The 20,030-nt window shown below is 68.7% G+C and carries 13 protein-coding genes; all 13 read left to right on the top strand.

The window, feature by feature from the left end:
- Positions 1 to 348: 348 nt before the first annotated feature.
- The gene (locus NA11_RS45745) at positions 349 to 777 is read left to right on the top strand and encodes an acyl carrier protein (RefSeq protein ID WP_369691145.1); all 429 of its coding nucleotides are present in this window, start codon (positions 349 to 351) and stop codon (positions 775 to 777) included.
- Positions 777 to 6,614: an aminotransferase class III-fold pyridoxal phosphate-dependent enzyme gene (locus NA11_RS21405; protein WP_069163740.1), complete on the top strand. Its 5,838-nt coding sequence runs from the start codon at positions 777 to 779 to the stop codon at positions 6,612 to 6,614. The genes NA11_RS45745 and NA11_RS21405 overlap by 1 nt, the downstream gene beginning before the upstream one ends.
- A complete protein-coding gene (locus NA11_RS45740) occupies positions 6,611 to 7,465 on the top strand; it encodes a hypothetical protein (protein WP_069163739.1) in 855 nt (284 codons plus the stop codon). The genes NA11_RS21405 and NA11_RS45740 overlap by 4 nt, the downstream gene beginning before the upstream one ends.
- Positions 7,458 to 7,736 (top strand): acyl carrier protein, encoded by a 279-nt coding sequence (locus NA11_RS45735; protein ID WP_069163738.1) that lies wholly within the window; start codon positions 7,458 to 7,460, stop codon positions 7,734 to 7,736. The genes NA11_RS45740 and NA11_RS45735 overlap by 8 nt, the downstream gene beginning before the upstream one ends.
- Complete coding sequence (locus NA11_RS21390; protein WP_069163737.1) at positions 7,733 to 9,445, top strand: fatty acyl-AMP ligase; 1,713 nt, start codon at positions 7,733 to 7,735, stop codon at positions 9,443 to 9,445. The genes NA11_RS45735 and NA11_RS21390 overlap by 4 nt, the downstream gene beginning before the upstream one ends.
- Positions 9,442 to 10,863: a cytochrome P450 gene (locus NA11_RS21385; protein ID WP_069163736.1), complete on the top strand. Its 1,422-nt coding sequence runs from the start codon at positions 9,442 to 9,444 to the stop codon at positions 10,861 to 10,863. The genes NA11_RS21390 and NA11_RS21385 overlap by 4 nt, the downstream gene beginning before the upstream one ends.
- The gene (locus NA11_RS21380) at positions 10,860 to 13,592 is read left to right on the top strand and encodes a PEP/pyruvate-binding domain-containing protein (protein WP_069163735.1); all 2,733 of its coding nucleotides are present in this window, start codon (positions 10,860 to 10,862) and stop codon (positions 13,590 to 13,592) included. The genes NA11_RS21385 and NA11_RS21380 overlap by 4 nt, the downstream gene beginning before the upstream one ends.
- A complete protein-coding gene (locus tag NA11_RS21375) occupies positions 13,589 to 14,887 on the top strand; it encodes an aminotransferase class I/II-fold pyridoxal phosphate-dependent enzyme (protein WP_069163734.1) in 1,299 nt (432 codons plus the stop codon). The genes NA11_RS21380 and NA11_RS21375 overlap by 4 nt, the downstream gene beginning before the upstream one ends.
- Positions 14,884 to 16,272 carry a nucleotidyltransferase domain-containing protein gene (locus tag NA11_RS21370; RefSeq protein WP_069163733.1) on the top strand — a complete coding sequence of 463 codons (1,389 nt, stop codon included), beginning with the start codon at positions 14,884 to 14,886 and terminating at the stop codon, positions 16,270 to 16,272. The genes NA11_RS21375 and NA11_RS21370 overlap by 4 nt, the downstream gene beginning before the upstream one ends.
- Positions 16,269 to 17,015: an HAD family hydrolase gene (locus tag NA11_RS21365; protein ID WP_084654892.1), complete on the top strand. Its 747-nt coding sequence runs from the start codon at positions 16,269 to 16,271 to the stop codon at positions 17,013 to 17,015. Before NA11_RS21370 ends, NA11_RS21365 begins: the two co-directional genes overlap by 4 nt.
- Positions 17,012 to 17,929 carry a diacylglycerol/lipid kinase family protein gene (locus tag NA11_RS21360; RefSeq protein WP_069163731.1) on the top strand — a complete coding sequence of 306 codons (918 nt, stop codon included), beginning with the start codon at positions 17,012 to 17,014 and terminating at the stop codon, positions 17,927 to 17,929. Before NA11_RS21365 ends, NA11_RS21360 begins: the two co-directional genes overlap by 4 nt.
- A 26-nt stretch (positions 17,930 to 17,955) precedes the next feature.
- Positions 17,956 to 19,599: an SDR family NAD(P)-dependent oxidoreductase gene (locus NA11_RS21355; protein ID WP_069163730.1), complete on the top strand. Its 1,644-nt coding sequence runs from the start codon at positions 17,956 to 17,958 to the stop codon at positions 19,597 to 19,599.
- Positions 19,596 to 20,030 (top strand): ABC transporter ATP-binding protein (locus tag NA11_RS21350; RefSeq protein ID WP_141717749.1); only part of this gene is annotated, 435 nt, incomplete at its 3' end. The genes NA11_RS21355 and NA11_RS21350, both read left to right, overlap by 4 nt.

The raw sequence follows: 20,030 nt of genomic DNA, 5'->3' as shown, positions 1-20,030 counted from the left end.
ATGATCCATCAAGGTGCGCGACGGACTTCGAACACGCACGGGCACAGTCGGTTTCGTGCCGACCCCGGCGATTCGAGTTCGGTCCCCAAGCGTTCGATGTTGGTGCCGTGCGTCACAGATCGGGTCGCGATGTGACACAGGCCATGGCAGACACCGTAGCGCTGTGACGCGGCACGCACAAGACAGAAAAATGGTGGTCGCAATAAAACTTGCGGCAACCGTTGAGCGGCCGTACGGTGAAGTCGCACGGTCTAATTGGCGCGGCGATCACGATCTGACGCGGCGTCCCGGGAGACCTGCCGGCGAGGAACGTCCTGATCGTCTTTCTCGCGGGTCACCGCTATTGCCGTGCGGTACAAGGAAAGTGCCGGTTCACCGGTGTCTTTCGGCGAAGCTGCCGAACCCCGTCATCGCGCAGTCGCGCTGCCAGCCGCTAGTTCGTTTCCGAAGCGAACGCTGCCGTCGTCAGTCGCCCGAGTGGGAAGCCCCGTCTACACACAGCGCGGGAAGGTTACGAAACTCTTGACACTCCAGGTTTTTGAGCAAATCAGCGGCCTAGTGAGCCGCAAACTTCAGGTTACGGAGCTGGATCCGGATACCGCCCTTGTCGAGTACGGCATGGACTCGGTGCGCGCGGCCGAGCTCGTCGTCGAGCTGGAAACCCTTTTCCAGGTGGAAATTTCGGACGAGCAAGCAGCCGCGATGCGCACCGTGCGCGACATCGCGACCAGGCTGGCAGGCCTTGCCACGAGCCCGGCCGTCGGCCGGTCGGCGTGATGGATTCCTATCGGTCCTACGCCGCGCACGCCAGGCCTGAGCTGGCCAGGCTGCTGCGCGCGCTCGATCTGGACATCACCTACGGTGCCGCGCGCGGCGACGAATTATTTCCGGCGGCACCGATTTTCGCCGGGTCTCGAACACGTGGCGTGCTCGATCTCGTCGGCGGACACGGTGCAACGCTGTTCGGGCACAACCATCCGGCCCTGCTCGGGGTGGCCGAGGACAGCCTGCGCGATCGGGTGCCGTTCGCCGCACAGGCGAGCATCCGCGGCGCGGCCGCGCGACTGGCGCAACGCCTCTCTGTGCTGGCCGGTGCCGCCACCGGTGCGGACTACGTGGTCACGTTCGGCAGTACCGGCGCGGACGCGGTCGAGGCCGCCATCAAACATGCTGCGGTAGCGCGCAATAGACGCTTGGCGGCAATCGCGGAAGAACTGGAACGCACCCTGCGCCTGGTGCGTCGCGATGGCGTCGCCGATCAACTCTTCCAGCAAGGACCGGTCGAGGGACAGACCTGTGCAGCGGTGCTGACGGCCGCGATCGCGACCGTCACGGCGATCCAGGCGACCGATCCAGTGTTCGTCTCGCTCGGCGGCGCCTTCCACGGGCGGACCGTCGGCGCAGGCGCCCTTACCGACAATGCCGGTGCGCCCGCTGATCTGGAGGTGCCGGGTCCACGGAGGATCCGGCTGGCGAGCTGGGAGCCGGATCACGTTGTCGGCGCGCTCGACGGTGAGCGGCGGCCGTATTGTGCCGTGATCTTCGACGACACCGGTGCACCGCAGGCGGTCCTGCGTCATGTCTCCTCGGTGGCAGCGTGTTTCACCGAACCGATCCAGGGCGAGGGCGGGGTGCACGAGGTGCCTGCCGCAACGCTGTCGGCCCTGCGGGCGCTGGCTGATCGCCACGACGCTGCGCTCGTCTTCGATGAAATCCAATGCGGGATGGGTCGAACCGGCACGTTCTTCGCGGCCGAGACCTCCGGCGTGCACGCCGACTACTACCTGCTGTCCAAGTCGCTCGGCGGCGGACTCGCGAAAATCTCGGCGCTGCTGGTCGACTCGCGGCACTATGTGCTCGAGTTCGGCAGGCATCACACCTCCACCTTCGCCGAGGACGACTTCTCGGCGGCGATCGCGGCAAAGGCCCTCGATCTCTTGGCGATCGAGCAACCGCGCATTGTGGCCGCAGGCGAGCGCCTGCGCCTGCGGCTGGACGCCTTCGCCGCCCGCTGGCCCGATGTCGTCGCCGAGGTTCGCGGACGTGGGCTGCTGCTCGGCCTCGAGTTGCGCCTGCCCGAGCCGACCTCGTCGCTGTTGCGCGCGATCGTCGCACAGCACCTGTGGGGCTACCTGATCGCCGGTTATTTCCTGCATGAGCACGGTATCCGGATCATGCCGACCCTCTCGGCCCCGACCACGCTGCGCCTGCAACCGTCGGCCTATCTGAGCGCCGCCGAGGTGGATCGGATCATCTGCGCGTTCGACGCGACCGCCGCCGTGATCCGGCGCGGTGACTACGCCAGGCTGCTCGCCCACCTGGCCAGGCCCGCCGCGACCACTTGGATTCCACCGCAACATGTTCCGCGGCTGCGCGACAGCGCGGAGCAGCGGAACGCCGCGCCGAATCGGATCGCCTTCCTGGCGAATTTGGACACCGCATCGACGCTGCGGACGCTGGCACCGGAGCTGGCGAGTTGGTCGGACACCCAGTGCACCGCACTGTTCGACCGCGTGCGCGGCGTTCTGGAACCGTTCGAGATCACCAGGGAGACAGTCGAGTCGCCGACCGGCGCCAGCGTCGAGGTCAGCATGATCGCGGTGCCGGTGTCGGCCGCGCAGATCGTGGCCGACCAGCGGGCCGGGCAGGGGCGATGGGCCCGTCGCCTGGTGCTCGATGCCGTCGACCACGCGGTGGCCGACGGCGCCTCGGTGATCGGGCTCGGCGGTTACACCTCGATCGTCACCGACGGCTCGCGTGACGTCGTCGAGGACGGCGCCCGGGTCACCTCGGGCAACTCGCTCACCGCCGCATGCGCTTACGAGGTGCTGCGCGCCGAGCTCGCGGAGCTGCCTGCCGGTGCGCGCACGATCGGTGTGGTCGGCGCCCTCGGCAATATCGGCGCTGTGATGGCTGAACTGCTGGCACCGCACTGTGATTCGATCGTTCTCGTGGGGCGGCCCGGGTCCGCGTCGCGACTGTCGAGGGTGGCGGCCCGGCTGGTCGACACCGAGGTGATGGTGCGCGAGGACATGACCGCGCTGCGGAACTGTCGGGTGATCGTCACCGCGACCAACGCGGCCGCTCCGGTGATCGAGCCGGGTCATCTCGCGTCCGATCGCTCGGTGCTGGTCTGCGACCTCGCGGTGCCGGGCGACGTCGGGACCGAGGTCGCGGCGCGGCCCAACGTCACTGTGCTCGGCGGCGGCCGGATCCGCCTGCCGCTCGGGCAGACTCCGGATTTTCCCGGCACCGGTCTCGAACCCGGCGTGCTGTACGCCTGCATGGCCGAGACCATCCTGCTCGGCTTCGAACCGGAGACCGCGAGCCCCTCCTACGGCGCGCTCACCGTCGCGGGCGTGCGTGCCGCGCGCGAGCTGGCCGCGCGGCACGACCTACTTCCCGTCCGCCAGCCGAGGTCAGGACCAATCGCCATGCCACAGACGTCACCATCGCTGCTCGGCGCCGCGGACTTTCCCATTGAGGCCGCGGGCGGCAAGGCGCGCACGCTGCACGAGCTACAGGCCGCTGGATTCCCGGTGCCGCCAGGATTCGTGCTCGCGCCCGACATCGACCTCGGCGAGCTGAGCGATGCCGAATTGCGCGACTGGATCGACCGGCTCGGCGGCTTCCCGGTCGCCGTGCGATCCAGCGGCGTGCTCGAGGACCTGGACGACGCGAGCTTCGCCGGGCTCTATCAGACCTATCTCGACGTCGGCGACGTGGACACGCTGCGCCGCCGCATCGTCGACTGCCGGCATTCCGCCGAAAGCGACAGGGTCCGTGCCTATCTCGCCCGCGCGGGCTTCGACCCGTCGGCGGCTCGGGTGGCGGTGCTCGTGCAGCGGCTGATTCCGGCCCGCACCGCGGGCGTGGCGTTCACCATCGACCCGCTGTCCGGCATCGAGGACAACGCCGTGCTCGAATGCTGCTGCGGCCTCGGCGAGCGCCTGGTCTCGGGTCACGTCACGCCGACAACGGTGCGCCTCCGTTTGCGCGATGGCGAGGTGCTCGACCGGATCGATGGCGACGAGGACGTCGAATGCTCGGACGCCGAGATCGCGGAGCTGGCCCGACTGATGGTCGCGGTGCAGGCCTACCGGCGTCGCCCGCAGGACCTGGAGTGGGCGATCGACGGCGACGGCGTGCTGTGGTTGCTGCAATCGCGCGCGATCACGGCGGTGAGCTGGCGGACCGACATCGAGCAGTTCACCGACGCGGACTTCCGTGACGGCGGTGTGGCCGCGACGGTGTGCACGCCGCTGATGTTCTCGTTGTACGACAACGCATTCCAGCACTCGATGCAGCGGTTCCTGGTCGGTCTGCATTTGCTCGACGCCGCGGACGAGCCGGACTGGGTCGCCATGTACTACGGCAGGCCCTACTGGAATGCCGGTGCCGTAAAGCGTTCCTACACCAAGGTTCCCGGCTATCACGAGCAGCATTTCGACCTCGATCTCGGCGTTACGAAGGACTACGGTGCCGAGGGCCCGCGGCGCACGCCGATCACCCCGGTCACCGTGGCGCGTGCGGTGCCGATCGTGCGGGCGCTCTACGCGAGCTACCGCGAACAACTCGCCGTGGTCGAGCGATTCACCGAGGCATGGGCGGCCACTTACCCGCGCTGGCGTGCGCGGGTCGCGGCACTGCCGCGCACCGACGACGCGGAGTTCTATCCCGATCTCGTCGCGTGCCTGCGCGACTTCCACGCCGACACCGAGCGCACCTACTTCACCACGATCTACCACAACAGCAGCGTGCAAACGGATTTCAAGGGCCTGCTCGACAAGATCGAGGCGCGCACCGGCTCGGCCATCGTGGCCATCGATCTGATGGGCGGGCTCGGCGACATCGGCCACATGGCGATGCAGCGCGGCATCCTCGCGCTGTACGACGTCGCGGTTGCGGCCGGATTCGACGGGCCGGAGTGGTCCGCCGCGCTGGCGGAGTTCCTGGCCGAGCACGGGTTTCACGCCGACGCCGAACTCGAGCTGACCTGCCCGCGCTGGTCGGAACAGCCTGAGCGGGTGCGGTCGATGATCGAGTCGATGATCGCGGCCGGGACACCACCCGCCGATCCCGACCGCGCACTCGCCGAGCAGCGCGCGAAATTCGATGCCGCGCTCGCGACGCTGCGGCGCGCGGTGCGGTCGGATCTGCCTGCGCGCGTGCGATTCAGCAGGGCGCTGGAGCGTCACGTCGAGCGCGCGCGGCGCTATCTGATTGCCCGCGAACGCATGCGGGATCACTCGGCACGCTGCTACGCGATCGTGCGCGCCTATGTGGTCGAGGCCGGGTCGCGTCTGGCGGCCGACGGGTGCCTCGCCGCACCGGACGAGGTGTTCATGCTGTCCATGCACGAACTGGCCGAGCTGGCTCGAACCCGCAGCGCCGCACCGGATCTGGCTGAGCAGCTGCGTTATCGGCGGGCGATGTACGACGGCTATCGCGACCTGATCCCGCCGCACGAGCTCGGGCGAGGCATCACCGCGGTGCCGGTCGCGCGGGGCAGCGACTCGGCACTGACCGGGCTCGGCTGCAGTCCGGGCGTGGTCGAGGGCACCGTCCGCGTGCTCACCTCGCTGCGCGACATCGGGCAGCTGCGCACCGGCGACATTCTGGTCACGCAGTTCACCGATCCCGGGTGGACGCCTGCACTCGGGCTGGTCGCCGGCGTCGTCACCGAGGTCGGCGGCATGTTGTCGCACGCCGCCGTCATCGGACGCGAGTACGGCATTCCCGCGGTGCTCAACGTGGCGGGGGCGACGCAGGTGCTGCGGTCGGGGCAGCGCGTTCGTGTGGATGGTGGTGCGGGCACGGTCGAGGTCATCGACCAGGGGGGTGCCGAGGTGGCCGAATCCGATTCCCTGCCAGGCGTGCCCGACGGCGGCGCGCTCGGTGTTCTCCCTCTCGAAAACTCAGGAGCCATGATGTCCGACGTTACCGACCCGGTCCGATCCGGCGCCGCCGCAGGCGAGCGTGATGCCCTGGCCATGCGCAAGCGGATGATCTGTATTGCGGGCGGCGACGGTTCCGGTAAGACGACCCAGGTCGCGCGCCTGGCGGCCGCCTTCGAATCGCATGGTCAGACGGTGGCCTCGGTGACGATCTGGGACGCCTTCCTCGATCCGAGCGTCGCGTCGAAGCTGCCGTTCGACCGGCCCGGCCAGATCTACCAGTATCTGCAGTTGCTCAACCCGCTCGCGCGGACACACTTCCTCTTCCACGCCATGCAGCTCGCCCTCGATCTGGCGGCCGCCCGCGGGCCGGATGTGTTGCTGGTCAACGCCTATTGGTACAAGTACTACGCCACCGAGGTCGCCTACGGCGGCGATCCTGCGGTGCTCCGCGCACTCGCCTCCGGCTTCCCGGAGCCCGATCTCACCTTCCACCTGGGGATTTCGCCGCAGGACGCGCTGTCGCGCAAGAACAAGCGCAGCGATTACGAGAGCGGCTACGGCGACCAGCAGGAGTTCCTCGAGTTCCAGTCGCGGGCACACGAGGCCATCGGTGCGCTGTCCACGGAGTTCGGCTGGATCGAACTGGACGGCACCGCACCCGCGGACACCATCACCGCCGACATCTTGGCCCGGCTGGAAGGTGATGACCGGTGAGCGACACCAAGACCCGCCGGGTGGCGGTCGTCGGCATCGACGGCTGCGGCAAATCCTCGGTGCTGGCGCGCCTGCGCGAATTAGCCCCGCCGACAACCACATTCGAGTCCTTCACCTGTCCGGACTTCCACGACACCCGCAATGCCCCGCTCGCCACGCTGTCCAGGCAGCTGAAGGCGATGAGCGACGGCGCGGACACGATCGGCAATCTGCAGCTGAAGGCGCTGGCGCTGTACCTGCAGATGACGCTGTACGGACCGGTGGAACGGTTCTTCACCGACACTTATCGGCCCGCGGTGCTGGTATGCGAACGGCATCCGCTCATCGAAACGCTGGTGTACGGGCCGTTCTATCTGCTGCTGGCGGGCATCGACGGCAACGGAGCGGCCGCGCTCGACGAGCTCGGCGCGGTTCTCCACCGCACCGATCCCGGCGCGCTCGACGCGATCACGGCCTGGCATGCGGCCGAAATGCGCAGGCTCGGTGAGAAATTCGAGCTGTGGGAGCTGCTAGGCGAGGTGGCCGATGTAGTCGGCGCCGACACGGCAGACAGCGTCGCGGCGCTCGGCGCGCGTTACCGCACCACGTTGCCCGATGCGGTGCTGTGGCTCGATGTGCCACCGGCACAGGCCGCGGCCCGCTGCGCGCTGCGCAGCAACGGGGCGGTCATGGAGGCGCACGAGACGCCCGAGTTCCTCGACACCTTGCGCGGCGGCTACCTGCGCACGCGCGACCTGCTCACCGCGGCCTTCCCCGAGCTGCGGTTCCACACCATCGACACCAGCGACGGTGTCGACCTGGACGAGTCCGTGTCCACCTGCGTCACCGAAGGGCGGTTGTTCGATGAATGATGCCGCGTCTCCCGCCGAATCCGCTGTCGCCCAGCGCGACAACGACCTCGAAGCCAGGGTGCGTGCCGTGGTCGCCGAGGTGCTGTGGTTGTCCGCCGCCGATATCGACGTCACGACCCCGTTGATCGACTTCGGGCTCGATTCGCCGACGGCGATCGACCTCACCGTGCAACTGGAGAAGGTGTTCGACATCGCCATTCCCGATGACGTCGCGGCGGAGTTGGCCACGGTCGATCAGATCGTCGCCTACGTGCGGGAGCAGCTGTCGTGACCGTGGTCCCTCGGCACGAGAGCATCGTGCACGCACTGCTCAGTTATCTCGACCGCGCCGCACCGACCTCCCGGATGATCTTTGCCGCGGAAGCGCCTGGCGCACAGGAGATGTCCTACGCCGCGCTGGCGGCGGCCGCGGGCAGGTCCGCCGCCGCGCTTGCCGAGGACGGTGTGCGCCACGGTGATCGAGTGCTGCTCTGTCTGCCCACCTCGCCGGGCTTCTTGACCACATTCTTCGGCGTCCAGTTCCTCGGCGCGGTACCCACCGCGGTGGCGACGCCAGGCGGGTTCGGCAGTCTCGAGTTGTTCGCCGACAAGTTCGCCAGGCTCGTGGACTATCTGCGGCCGTCGGCCATCGTGACGACTCCGGCCGTGGCAGAGGCGCTTTCGGCGCTGATTCGGGATGTCACTGTGCTGGATGGCGATGCGCTGCATCGCCGCGCGACGAGCGCGGACGCGCCGACCCGCGCGCCGGTGCTGCCCGCCGCGGCGGACGTGGCGTTCATCCAATGCACCTCCGGTTCCACCGGAACGCCGAAGGGCGTGCTCGTCTCGCACGGAAATCTCGCCGCGAACTGCGAACAGATCTCCCGCGCCTGCGGCTGCGGACCGGACGACACCTGGGTCGGCTGGCTGCCGCTCTACCACGACATGGGCTTGATCGGCGGCTCGTTGACGCCGGTCTTCTCCGGCGCGGCCGCCGTGCTGCTGCCGCCGAGCCGCTTCCTGCGGGCACCGGCCGAGTGGCTGCAGAATGTCGGGAAATATCGGGGAACCATCACCGCGGCACCGAATTTCGCGTTCGGCTACGCCGCGGCCAGGATCCGTGACGAGGACCTCGACGGCGTCGACCTGTCGACCTGGCGGTTCCTGTTCTGCGGGGCCGAACCCATTGTGCCCGAGACGGTCCGGGGTTTCGTCGACCGATTCGGGCGATGGGGGCTACCCGCCGACGCGCTCGTGCCCTGCTACGGCATGGCCGAGGGCGCGCTCGCCATCACCGTGGCAGGCCCGCGCGCGCCGTTCGCGCACGACGCGATCGGGCGTACCCCGCTGGCGTTGGACGGTGACGTCGTCGATGTCGCCGACGACGATCCCGACGCGCTGCACATCGTCGACTGCGGGCCGCCGGTCTCGGGCACCGAGCTGCGGATCGTGGACGCACAGGGCAACCCGATCGGCGAGAACCAGCTGGGGCACATACAGTTTCGCGGGCCGTCGCGCACCGCAGGCTATTTCGCCATGCCCGCCGAGACCGCCGCGGCGACCGACGCCGACGGCTGGTGGCAGACCGGGGATCTGGGCTATCTGCGCGACGGGCATCTCCGGGTCACCGGACGACACAAGGACCTGATCATCATCAGAGGCGCGAACTATTTCCCCGCCGACTTCGAGAAGGCCGCGGAAGCCGTGCCTGGCGTCCGAACCGGCGGCGTGGTCGCCTGCGGCCATCGCGGACCAGGCACCGACTCCGAGGCGCTGCACCTGATCGTGGAGACCGAGGTCGACGCGGCAGAGCACGATCAGCTGCGCCGGGCCATCCGGGCCGCGGTGAGCGTGCGCACCGGAGTGCTGGCCGCGGGGATCGCACTGGTGCCCAAGCGCAGCATCCCGAAGACCACGAGCGGGAAAGTGCAACGCGCGGAGGCCTATCGGCGCTTCCTGCACGACTCCACACTCGTCACGGCAAGCGTCGGTGCCCGATGACCGCGACACGCAGGCTGGCAGGCCCGGCCTTCCGGAATCCGCTCGGCGCGTACCTCGACTATCGCCGCGATCCGCTGACCCTGTTCTACGAGCAGGCCAACGCCTTCGGGGGCAGCGTCCGCCTGCGCCTGGTCTACGAGCAGCTGCACCTGCTGGTCGATCCGGCGCATATCCGCCAGGTGATGGTGACCAACGTCGACGCCTATACCAAGGGCATCAGCTATCGCAGCCTCGACCATCTGCTCGGTCCAGGCCTGCTCACCAGCGACGGGCCGCTGTGGCACCGGCAGCGCGCGTTGATCAAACCGGCGTTCGGGCGCAAACACGTCACCGACGAGGTGCCGCTGATGGTGGCGTGCGCCGATCGCATGCTGGCCAAGGTCGCCACGCACGCGGACACCGGCGAGGTGTTCGACCTGGTGCCCGTGGTGATGGGTTTCGCGGCGGATGTGGTCTGCCGTGCGGTGATGGGCGCCGACGTGGCAGGCCTGATGCCGCGGATCGAGGAGGACGTGCGCGACGGCGTCGACTGGGTGATGCGGAACATGGCTTCCCCGGTGCCGCTGCCGCCTTCGGTGCCGACCCCGGCCAACCGCCGGTTCCGCAAGATTCTCGCGCGGCTGCATCAGGTCGTCGACGACGTCATCGCGGCGCACCGCACCGGCGAGGACGCGCAGGGAGATCTGTTGAGCCGCTTGCTCGCCGCCCGTGACGACGACGGTCACGCCATGGACGAGCAGCAGCTGCGCCACGAGGTGCTGACCTTCCTGCTCGCCGGGCACGAGACCACCGGAGGTGCGCTCGCCTGGACGATCTACGAATTGTGCCGCAACAGCGCGGTATTGCGTGATGTCGTCGACGAGGTCGACGGCAGGCTCGGCGGCGGCGCACCCGATGCGGCGAGCGTCGGGCTGCTCGAGCTGACCGGCCGTGCGATCGATGAGAGCATGCGACTGCACCCGCCCGCGTGGGCGTTCAGCCGCACGTCGCTCGCCCCCGATTCGTTCGACAGCTTCGACCTCGGCAAGGGCGCGTTGATCGTGATCAGCCCGTTCGTGAATCACCGGCTGCCCGCATTCTGGTCTGCGCCGCTGCGTTTCGACCCGGATCGGTTCACTCCCGATGCGGTGCGCGCCAGGCCCGCGTTGCACTACTTCCCGTTCGGCTGGGGACCGCATCTGTGTGTCGGTCAGCACCTGTCGCTGACCGAGGTGCGGGTCGGCTTGTCAATGCTGTTGTCCCGCTTCGATATCGAACTGGTCAATGGTCTGCGGGTGCGTGAGCACCCCGAGATCTCCAACACGCCGGGTCCGGTGCTCGTTCGCGTTCGAAACCGGCGGGCGGGCAGCGGAACTGTGGCCGCGCCTGCCGCGTCGGTGGCGGGCTGCCCGGTGGTCCATACCGAGGTGACGCGATGACAGCGGCGCCGCAGAGTGATTCGATGCGGGGTGGCCCCGGCCTCGCCGCCGCGGTACTCGACGAGCGGGCGACCGCCGAGGTGGGCTCGGACCTGGTGGGACACAAGGCCGCCAACCTGGCCTGGCTGGTCGCGCGGGGCTACACCGTGCCCCGGTTCTGTGTACTCACCGTCGAGGCGTGCACCAGGATCCTGCGCCCGGTCGCCCCTGAGATCGACACCGTGCTGGCCGCGTTGGACCCGCAGGACCGTGGCTCGTTGCGCGACACCGCTGCCGCCATCGGCGTGCTGATCGCCGGACTCGCGGTGCCCGAGGACATTCGGTCCGAACTCAAGGCCGCGATCGGTGCGCTCGGCACGCACACCCTTGCCGTGCGCTCCTCCGCGCGCGGCGAGGATTCCGCGGCCGATTCCTTTGCCGGACAGCTGGATACCGTCCTGGGCGTCGCGCCTGACCAGGTCGATACGGCCGTGCTGACCTGCTTGGCATCGGCCTATTCCGAACGCGCACTGTTCTATCGGGCCCGCCGCGGGCTGGACAACGCGGTGCCGGAGCCTGCGGTGATCGTGCAGGCCCTCGTCGACAGCACCGTCGCTGGTGTCGCCTTCGCCTGCAACCCACAGAGCGGCGATCCACAGGAAGCGGTGGTCTCGGCCGGGCTCGGCCTCGGCGAGGGCGTGGTGTCGGGATCCGTCGAATGCGACACCTATTTCGTCGATGTCCGCTCGCGCACCCTCACCACGCGGGCCGTCGCGGACAAGCGCAGCCGGGTGACCCTTGGCGCCGCGGGCACCGAGATCGAGACCATCGCCGCGTCCACCGCGGCCGCGCTCGACGACGACCGGGTGATCGAGGTGGTGGACATCGCCCTGCGCCTGTCCGCCGAACTCGGTGCGCCACAGGACATCGAATGGGCGGTCGACGCGAGCGGCACGATGTACCTGTTGCAGACCCGGCCGATCACCGCGACCGGTGCGCACGAAACCGTCTTCGACAACGTCAATGTCGCCGAGTCGTATCCCGGCCTGTCCAGCCCGCTGACCTTCTCGGTGGTCCGGCTGGCCTACGAGCAGGTGTTCCGCGCCTGCCACCGGAGTTTCGGCGCCAGCCGTGCCACCGTGCGTGCGAATGCCGCGGATCTCTACCCGTACCTGGTCGGCATCGCACACGGGCACATCTACTACAACATCAGCAACTGGTATCGGCTGTTTCTGCAGATCCCAGGGATGGAATCGGCCATCGAGGGCTGGGAGGCCGCGCTCGGCATCGAGAACCGCTATCGGCGCCCGGCCGCACCCCGTTCGGCATTGGCCCGGCTGCGCGCCGCCTATCGTCGGGTGCGCATCGTGGTCATCCTGTTGTTCGGCTGGCTGCGCCTGCCGAAACGGCTCGCGGGATTTTTCGCCGTGCTCGGCGACTTCACCGCGGATCTCGGGCGGCGGTTCGCGCCGGAAACCCCGGAGCGCGAGCGCGATCCGCATCAGCTGCTCGGCTGGCTGGAGCGCTGCATCACCCAGCTCGTCCCCGCCTATTCCGTGCAGATCTTCAATGACTTTCTCGCCCAACAGCTCTTCCACGTCGTCGGCGGACTGATCGAGCGGTCCGGTATCACCGGTGACGAAGCACTGACGGTGCGCAACGAACTGTTCTGCGGCGAAAAGGGTGTCGACAGTGTCGAACCCGTCGTGTCCGCGCTCGCGCTCGCCGCCAGGATCCGCGACGACGAGGCCCTGACGGCGCTGTTCGCCGGCGAGCACGATGCCGTCGAGGTCTGGTCGACGCTGCACACCGACCCACGGTTCGCCGAGTTCCTTGCTGCCTGCGCGGCCCACATCGACGCCTACGGCGACCGGACCGTCGACGAACTCAAGCTGGAGACCGATCCGCTCGCACTGCGGCCGCATCGGCTGGTGCCTGCCCTGCGCAACTATGTGCGTGGCGGCCAGAACGTCGAGCAGATGCAGGCTCGCGAGCGCGAAATCCGCCACGCCGCCGAGGCGCGGATCGGCGCCGCGCTACGCGGACATCCTTTGCGCCGCATCGCCTTCCGTGTGGTGTTGCGGCAGGCACGGGCAACGGTCAAGCAGCGCGAGAACATGCGGCTCGGCCGGAGCCGATGCTTCGGCCTGGTGAAGCGGGTGTTTCGGGCGCTCGGCACGCAGTTCCACGAGGCAGGGCTGCTCGACGCGCCATACGACATCTTCTATCTGACCTACGAGGAGATCACCGCATTGATCAGAGGGACCGCCGTTGACGCCGATCCGCGCATGGTCATCGCCGCGCGCAAGGGCGACTACGGCCGCTGGCGCGGGCAGCCGATGCCCGCCCGCATCGTCACCTCCGGCATTGCCGCGGCCGCGGACAACTCGGTCGAATTCACCGAATACGACAGCACGGCAACGGTACTCACCGGCATCGGCTGCGCGCCGGGGCGAGTCGAGGCACCCGCGCTCGTGCTGCACGAGCCGGAGGCCGACACCCCGATCGACGGTGAGGTGCTTGTCGCCACGACCACGGATCCCGGCTGGGTGTTCCTGATGGTCGCCGCGGGCGGACTGATCAGCGAGAAGGGCAGCGTGTTGTCACACACCGCGATCATCGGCAGGGAACTCGGCATCACCACCGTCGTCGGCGTCCGCGACGCCACCAGCCTGCTGCGCTCCGGCGACCGTGTCGCGCTCGACGGGCGGGCGGGCACGGTCACCATCACCGGGCGGAGGCCGGCATGAACTCCGCGGGCAGCGAGGAGGCGATCGTCGGGCACGGCGAGAACTTCAGTCTCGCGCACTATCTCAACCCGACGGCACGCACGTTCGCCGATCGGTTCGCCGACTTCCGGCCGTATGTGACCCGATCGCGCGAGCTCGGTTTCGTCATGCGCGAGATCGCGGGCCCGGCGGGGGCGACCGTCCGGCTCCGCGACGGGACGGCGACCAGGGACGTCATCATGCTCGGCTCGAACAACTACCTCGGGCTGGCGAACGAACCCGAGATCGTCGCGGCCGCCGTCGCCGCCACCGAGGAGTACGGCGTCGGCTGCGGTGGTCCGCCGCTGCTGAACGGCACCACCTCGCTGCACGTCCAGTTGGAGGAGCGGCTGGCCGAGCTGAAGGGCTGCGAGTCGGCGCTGGTGTTCTCCTCCGGGTTCGCGGCGAATGTCGGCTGGGTGACCGGGTTGTTCGGCAAAGGCGATCTGCTGCTCTACGACGTGCAGAACCACGCGAGCCTCTATGACGGCATCCAGCTCGGGCGGGTGCGGTCGATGTCGTTCGAGCACAACGATGTCGAACAGCTGCGGTTGCGGTTGATGCAGGCGCGCTGGCGCAATCCGGGGGCCAATATCGTGGTCGCCGTCGAGGGCGTCTACTCGATGGACGGCGATATCGCGCCGCTGGCCGAGATCCGCGAGCTGTGTGACAGTTTCGGCGCGTGGCTCGCGGTGGACGACGCGCACGGCACCGGCGTGCTCGGCGCCCGCGGACGCGGCACCGCAGAGCATTTCGGCATGGAGGGCCGGGTCGACATCGCCATGGGCACCTTCTCCAAGGTGTTCGCGACGACCGGCGGATTCGTCGCCGGCTCAAAGGATCTGGTGGACTATCTGCGGTTCTTCGCCAGGCCGTACATGTTCTCCGCGGCCTTGTCGCCCGCGGTGGTCGCGTCGGTGCTCGCCGCCATCGACTTCCTCGACGCCCATCCCGAGCGGGTCGCCGCGCTGCACGACAATGTCGGCTACTTCGCGGAAGCGTTGCGCACCATCGGCTTCGCGGTGCACCCGGAGACGGCGATCGTGCCGATCCTGGTGCCTGCCGAGGTGCCGGTGGCCGAGGTGGTCGCCGCCCTCGATGCCGAGGGTGTGTTCGTCAACGGCGTCGAGTTCCCCGCGGTGCCGCGCGACCAGCAGCGCATTCGGGTGAGCATGATGGCGACGCTGACCAGGGCCCAGCTCGATACCGCCGTGGACCGAATCGGCGCCGTCGCACGGCGTTTCGGCTTTCACCCAGAACTGGATGGTGTGTCGTGACCGCGCGAATGCCCGTTGGCGGCGTGACCGCCGAGGAACGACTGGTTGTGCTCGCGACACTGGTCGCGCCGACCGCCGACGAGTTGGCCGAGCTGGTGCTGTCGGCCGGGCGGGTCAGCGATTGGGGGGCCGTCTTCGACCTCGCGATGCAAGGAGCGACGGCGCCGCTGGTGGCCGCCGGGCTACGTAAAGCGAAGGTGTTCGATGTCGTGCCCGCCTCGGTGCGTGCGAACTTCGAGTCCGTCGCCGGTGCCGTTGCCGACGTCAATCGGGCGAGATTGGCGGGGGCGCTGCCGTTGCTGCACCGGCTGCAAGAGGCCGGGGTGCGGGTGGTGGTGCTCAAGGGGATGCTGTTCGCCGCAGAGGTTTACGGCGATCCGCTGTACAAGCGGATGAACGATATCGACATCCTCGTCGAGCTCGCCGCTATCGACACCGTCATCGAGATCTATCGCGAATTCGGCATGTTCAGCGTGTCCGAGTTGCTCGGCAAGGCGCCGAAGGCGCGCGAGCGCCGCACCCATCACCTGCCGTCGTTCGTGTCCCGCGACGGTGGACTGGTGGTCGGCACACACTGGGGGCTGATCACGCCGCTGGCCGGCTACACCATCGACTACGCCGCGATCTGGTCGCGGGTGCGCGAGATCGACTACTACGGCGTGCGCGCCTGGGCGCTGTCGCACGAGGACAACCTGCACCATCTGTGTATTCATCTGCCGTACTACAAGACCGGGCTGCGCGAGCTCGCCGATATCTGGAATCTGATCCGGTTCGCCGGTCCCGAGCTCGATATCGAGCTGCTGCTTGCCGAGATCGACAAGGCCGGTTCGCACAACCTGGTCTGCCACGCGCTTTCGCTGGTCGAGCTGCTGGTGCCGAATCCGCTGTGCGCCAAGGTGGTCGATGCGGTAGCCCAGCGGGTCACCGCCTTCTACCGTTACGACGTCGCGCGCAAGACCCGGTCGGTGCGCACGCTGCTGCGCAGCCGGTCGACGCACACCGCGCGGATCGAGAAGGCGTACTTGGAGTTCAACGCCACCCAGGCGCCGGGGGAGAAGCTGGCGCGGTTCCGCGCACTGTGGTCGAACCTGCTGGTGGTGCCCGGCGCGGAGGCGGCGAAGATGAGCTCGCTGCCCGCCGACGCCACCGTGCTGGCTCGGGCCGGTGCGCGGGTGGCCGCGCCGTATCGGCTGACCAGGGTGTTCCAGCGGGATCTCGGTCCGTGGCTGTTCCCGGCGGCGTTGGTCAAGACGGTCGTAGACCTCGGGATCGCCGCGGTGCCGCGGGCACGCCGCGCCGGTCAGGCGGTCGATATCGACGCGTTCGCCGCCGGGGTCGGGATGACGCGCGGTCAGCTACAAGCGGTGCTGGATGGTCAAGAATGACCGGACCACTGGCTGCTTCGCTCCATGACCGCGGCGTGACCACGGTGCTGTGGGACCTGGACGGCACGCTGATCAAGCTGCGGCAGCGCACCTTTCGAGTACTGATGCCGCTGGTGGCCGCCGCCGCGTTCCGCGATGTCGTGCCGCCGGTGCGGTTTCTGCGCGCGCTCGACGGTGCCTTGGATCGGGTCAGAGTCAACGAGAGCGAGGAGACCAACCACGACCAGTTGGTCCGGATGCTCGCGGAGACAACCGGACTCGATCGCGCCACGGCCGACGCGCGATTCCGTGCGCTGGCAGGCACCGGATTTCCGCGGTTGCGCAGGTGTTTCCAGCCGCTACCGCACGCGCAGGCGCTGGTGGCGGAGCTAGCGAACGCGGGTGTGCGCCAGGTGGTCGCGACCAACCCGCTGTGGCCGCTGATCACCGTGACCGACCGGCTGCGCTGGGGCGGCTACGACCCGGGCACGTTCGCCCATATCACGAGTGGAGAGTCGATGCGACGAGCGAAACCACGGCTGGATTTCTACCGAGAGCTGCTCGACCAGGTGCGTATCGACGCGGGGGAGTGCGTCATGGTCGGCAACGACGCGGTCAAAGACGCGCCTGCCGCACAACTCGGCATTCCGGTGTTCTTGCTCGACGACCGCGGTGACACCGCAGGACCCGACGGTGTCACCCGCGGCGATTGGGCGGCGCTGGCCGCATGGCTCGGAGTTGGTGCGCCATGTTCGTTGTCGTGAATTCGAAGGCCAAGGGCGGCAGCGCTACTCGCTGGCCAACGGTCGAACGAGAGCTCCGCGAGCGCTACCCCGACCTGCGCTGCGCGACACCGGATTCGGTGGGTGAAGCGGAGAAGGCGATTCGGGCGGCATTGGACGCAGGCGCGCGAACGGTGGTCGCGGCAGGTGGCGACGGGACCGTCAACCTGGTGCTCAACGCGCTGATGGACCCGAGCACCGATCGGCCACGCCGCCAGGACACCGCGCTCGGCGCCATCGGCCTCGGCAGCTCCAACGACTTCCACAAACCCTTCGCCGCCGAACGCCGGGTGGCCGGTCTGCCCGTGCGGCTCGATGAGACACGAACCAGCACAGTCGATGTCGGCAAGGCGACGATGCAGCTGCCGGACGGCAGCAGCCAGGTGCGCTACTTCCTGTTGAACGCAAGCATGGGGTTGGTTGCCGAGGGTAACCACGCTTTCAACACTGCGGGCGGCCTGGTGCGCGGGCTCAAGCGACTCAGCGTCGAAGCGGCGATCCTCTGGACCACCGTGCGCACCATCGCGGCCTTCCGGCCGCTCGACATCGAAATCCACAGTGCAGACTGGACATACCCCGGCCCGATCACCAATGTCGGTGTGCTCAAGACCGTGCATTTCGCCGGTGGGATGCGCTACGACACCGGCGTCGAGCGGTCCGACGGACAGTTCGACGTGAACATCTGGGCGCCCGCCGGTCGCGCGGCGATCGTGGGGCTCATCGCCGGGCTGTACCGCGGCCGATTCTCGCAGTCACCGCTGGCGCTGACCCATCGCGGCTCCGCAGTGGGATTGCGGCCGCGGCAAGCGAGTCCGCTCGAACTCGACGGTGAGGTCACCGTCGTGACCTCGGCCCGGCTCGAGGTGCTGCCCTCGGTGCTGCGGGTGTGTGGCTGATGGCGGCACGGACAAGGAGTACGAAGGTGACTGAACAGGCAGGCGTCGTGCTGATCACCGGCGCCGCATCGGGCATGGGGCTGGCCACGGCACAGCTGCTGAGCGAGCGTGGTTATGCGGTGGAAGGAGCCGATCTGGTGGCGCCCGCCGACGCCGGATTCCCGGTCGCCGCCGTGGATGTCGCCGACGGCGCCGCGGTGCGGCGGTGGGTCGCCGACGTCACGGCGCGGCACGAGAAGGTCGGTGCGCTCATCACCTTCGCCGGTTACGCGATCAAGGGGGCGGTCGAGGAGACCGACCCGGACGAGGCGGCTGCGCTGCTGAACGTCAACGTGTTGGGCACCGCACGCGCTGTGCGCGCGGTCCTTCCGGTGCTGCGCGGCCAAGGTGCGGGCCGGGTGGTGCTGGTGAGCTCGGGGGCGGCCGTCACGGCGATGCCGTTCGGCGGTTGGTACTCCGCGAGCAAGGCGGCGATCGAGAAGCTCGGCGAGGCACTGCGACTGGAGACCGCGGGGTCCGGCGTGCAGGTGACCACCCTGGTGCCGGGCTGGACCCGCACCCCGATCTTCGCAAGCGCCAGGGAGACCCGCATCCGCATCGACGAATACCGCGGTGCGGCAGCGGAAGTCGACAGGCGCCTGGCGGGCTTCCTCGAGCACGGCCAAGAACCGGCGGCGATCGCGGACGCGGTGGCCACGATTCTGGCCGCGCGCCGGGTCCGCGGCACCTATCGGGTCGGCAAGGACGTGCGCCGCTCGTATCTGGCTCGCAGGCTGCTCCCGGCCGCGCTGTACGAGCGAAGCGTCAACGACTACTACGGAATTGGAGTATCTGCCCCCGTGTCTACCTTCACCACCATGCCGCCCATGATCGATCCGGCGAGCCGCGCACCGCTGACCGAGGCCGCCGACGGTTCGCTCGTCACCGCCGACGGCACCGTCGGACTGCAGGTCCTCGATCGCGGACTGCGGCTCTACCGGGACGCGAACGCGGCACCGGCCGCCGATGCCGACCGCAAGGACACCATCCGGCTGGCTTACCGGATCTATTCCAAGGCATACCCGATCGTGGCCACTCTGCTGTTCTGGGTGGTCTGGCGGGGCAACCTGCGCGCGCTCGGCAAGTTCTGCGGCGACCAGATGCGCTCCGCGCAGACCAGGGGAACAGCCTTCGTCGAGGTAGGGGTCGGCGATGGCAGCCTGACCAAGTTCGCCGTGCGCACGGCGAAGGTCAAGAGCTTGCCGCCGTTGCTGTTCGTCGACCTGTCGCCGGACATGCTGGTGAAGGCGGCCAAGCGATTCCGCAAGGCGGACAACATGATTGCGCTGGTGCAGGACGCCACCACGCTGGGTCTGGCGCCCGGCTCGGTCCGGTCGCTCGGCTGCTACGGCGCGCTGCACGTGTTCCCTGACCCGTCGGCCGTGCTGGACCATCTGGCCGGACTGCTCGCCGAAGACGGTGAACTGTCGCTGTCGGTGCTGACCAGCCCCGGCGTCGGCTGGAAGGACCGCCTGATCGAACGCGCCGTCGGCACCGGCACCATCACCTCGAACTTCACTGTCACCGACGTCGAACAACTGCTGACCAAGGCCGGGCTGGAGACTGTCGAGACCGTGCACAACGGCCACCAGCTGCTGATCCGCACGCGGCGCAGCACCAGCGCCGCATGACCGTGGTGCTGGAACTGACCGGCGTCGGCAAGAGTTATCTCCGCGGCGGTGAACGCATTCACGCGCTGCGCGAATTCGACTTCGTGCTCACCGCAGGTGAATTCGTCGTCGTCACCGGACCTTCGGGTTCGGGCAAGTCGACGCTGCTGCACATCGCGGGCGGGTTGGATGCGCCCGACACCGGCTCCGTGCGGTTTCGCGACACCGACGTCTGGGCGATGGGCGCCAACGCCCGCTCGGCGTTCCGCCGCCGCAACCTCGGCTTCGTCTTCCAGTTCTTCAACCTGGTTCCGATGCTGACCGCGGTGGAAAACGTCTCGCTCCCCCTGGTTCTCGACGGCGTACCGGCGCGGGTCGCCGACGAGCGAGCGCGCACACTGCTCGCGCGGGTCGGGCTCGGTGCGCGCGCCGAGCACCGGCCCGCCGAGCTG

The sequence above is a fragment of the Nocardia altamirensis NBRC 108246 genome, assembly GCF_001612685.1.
Taxonomy (GTDB): domain Bacteria; phylum Actinomycetota; class Actinomycetes; order Mycobacteriales; family Mycobacteriaceae; genus Nocardia; species Nocardia altamirensis.
Note: the sequence above shows the minus strand (reverse complement) of the source record. Positions and strands in the feature narration are given on the sequence as shown.

What these genes read in the sequence shown, in the direction of transcription:
- NA11_RS21405 (WP_069163740.1), top strand. Translation starts at nt 777, where the DNA reads ATGGATTCCTATCGGTCCTACGCCGCGCACGCCAGGCCTGAGCTGGCC.
- NA11_RS21365 (WP_084654892.1), top strand. Translation starts at nt 16,269, where the DNA reads ATGACCGGACCACTGGCTGCTTCGCTCCATGACCGCGGCGTGACCACG.
- NA11_RS21380 (WP_069163735.1), top strand. Translation starts at nt 10,860, where the DNA reads ATGACAGCGGCGCCGCAGAGTGATTCGATGCGGGGTGGCCCCGGCCTC.
- NA11_RS21375 (WP_069163734.1), top strand. Translation starts at nt 13,589, where the DNA reads ATGAACTCCGCGGGCAGCGAGGAGGCGATCGTCGGGCACGGCGAGAAC.
- NA11_RS45735 (WP_069163738.1), top strand. Translation starts at nt 7,458, where the DNA reads ATGAATGATGCCGCGTCTCCCGCCGAATCCGCTGTCGCCCAGCGCGAC.
- NA11_RS21385 (WP_069163736.1), top strand. Translation starts at nt 9,442, where the DNA reads ATGACCGCGACACGCAGGCTGGCAGGCCCGGCCTTCCGGAATCCGCTC.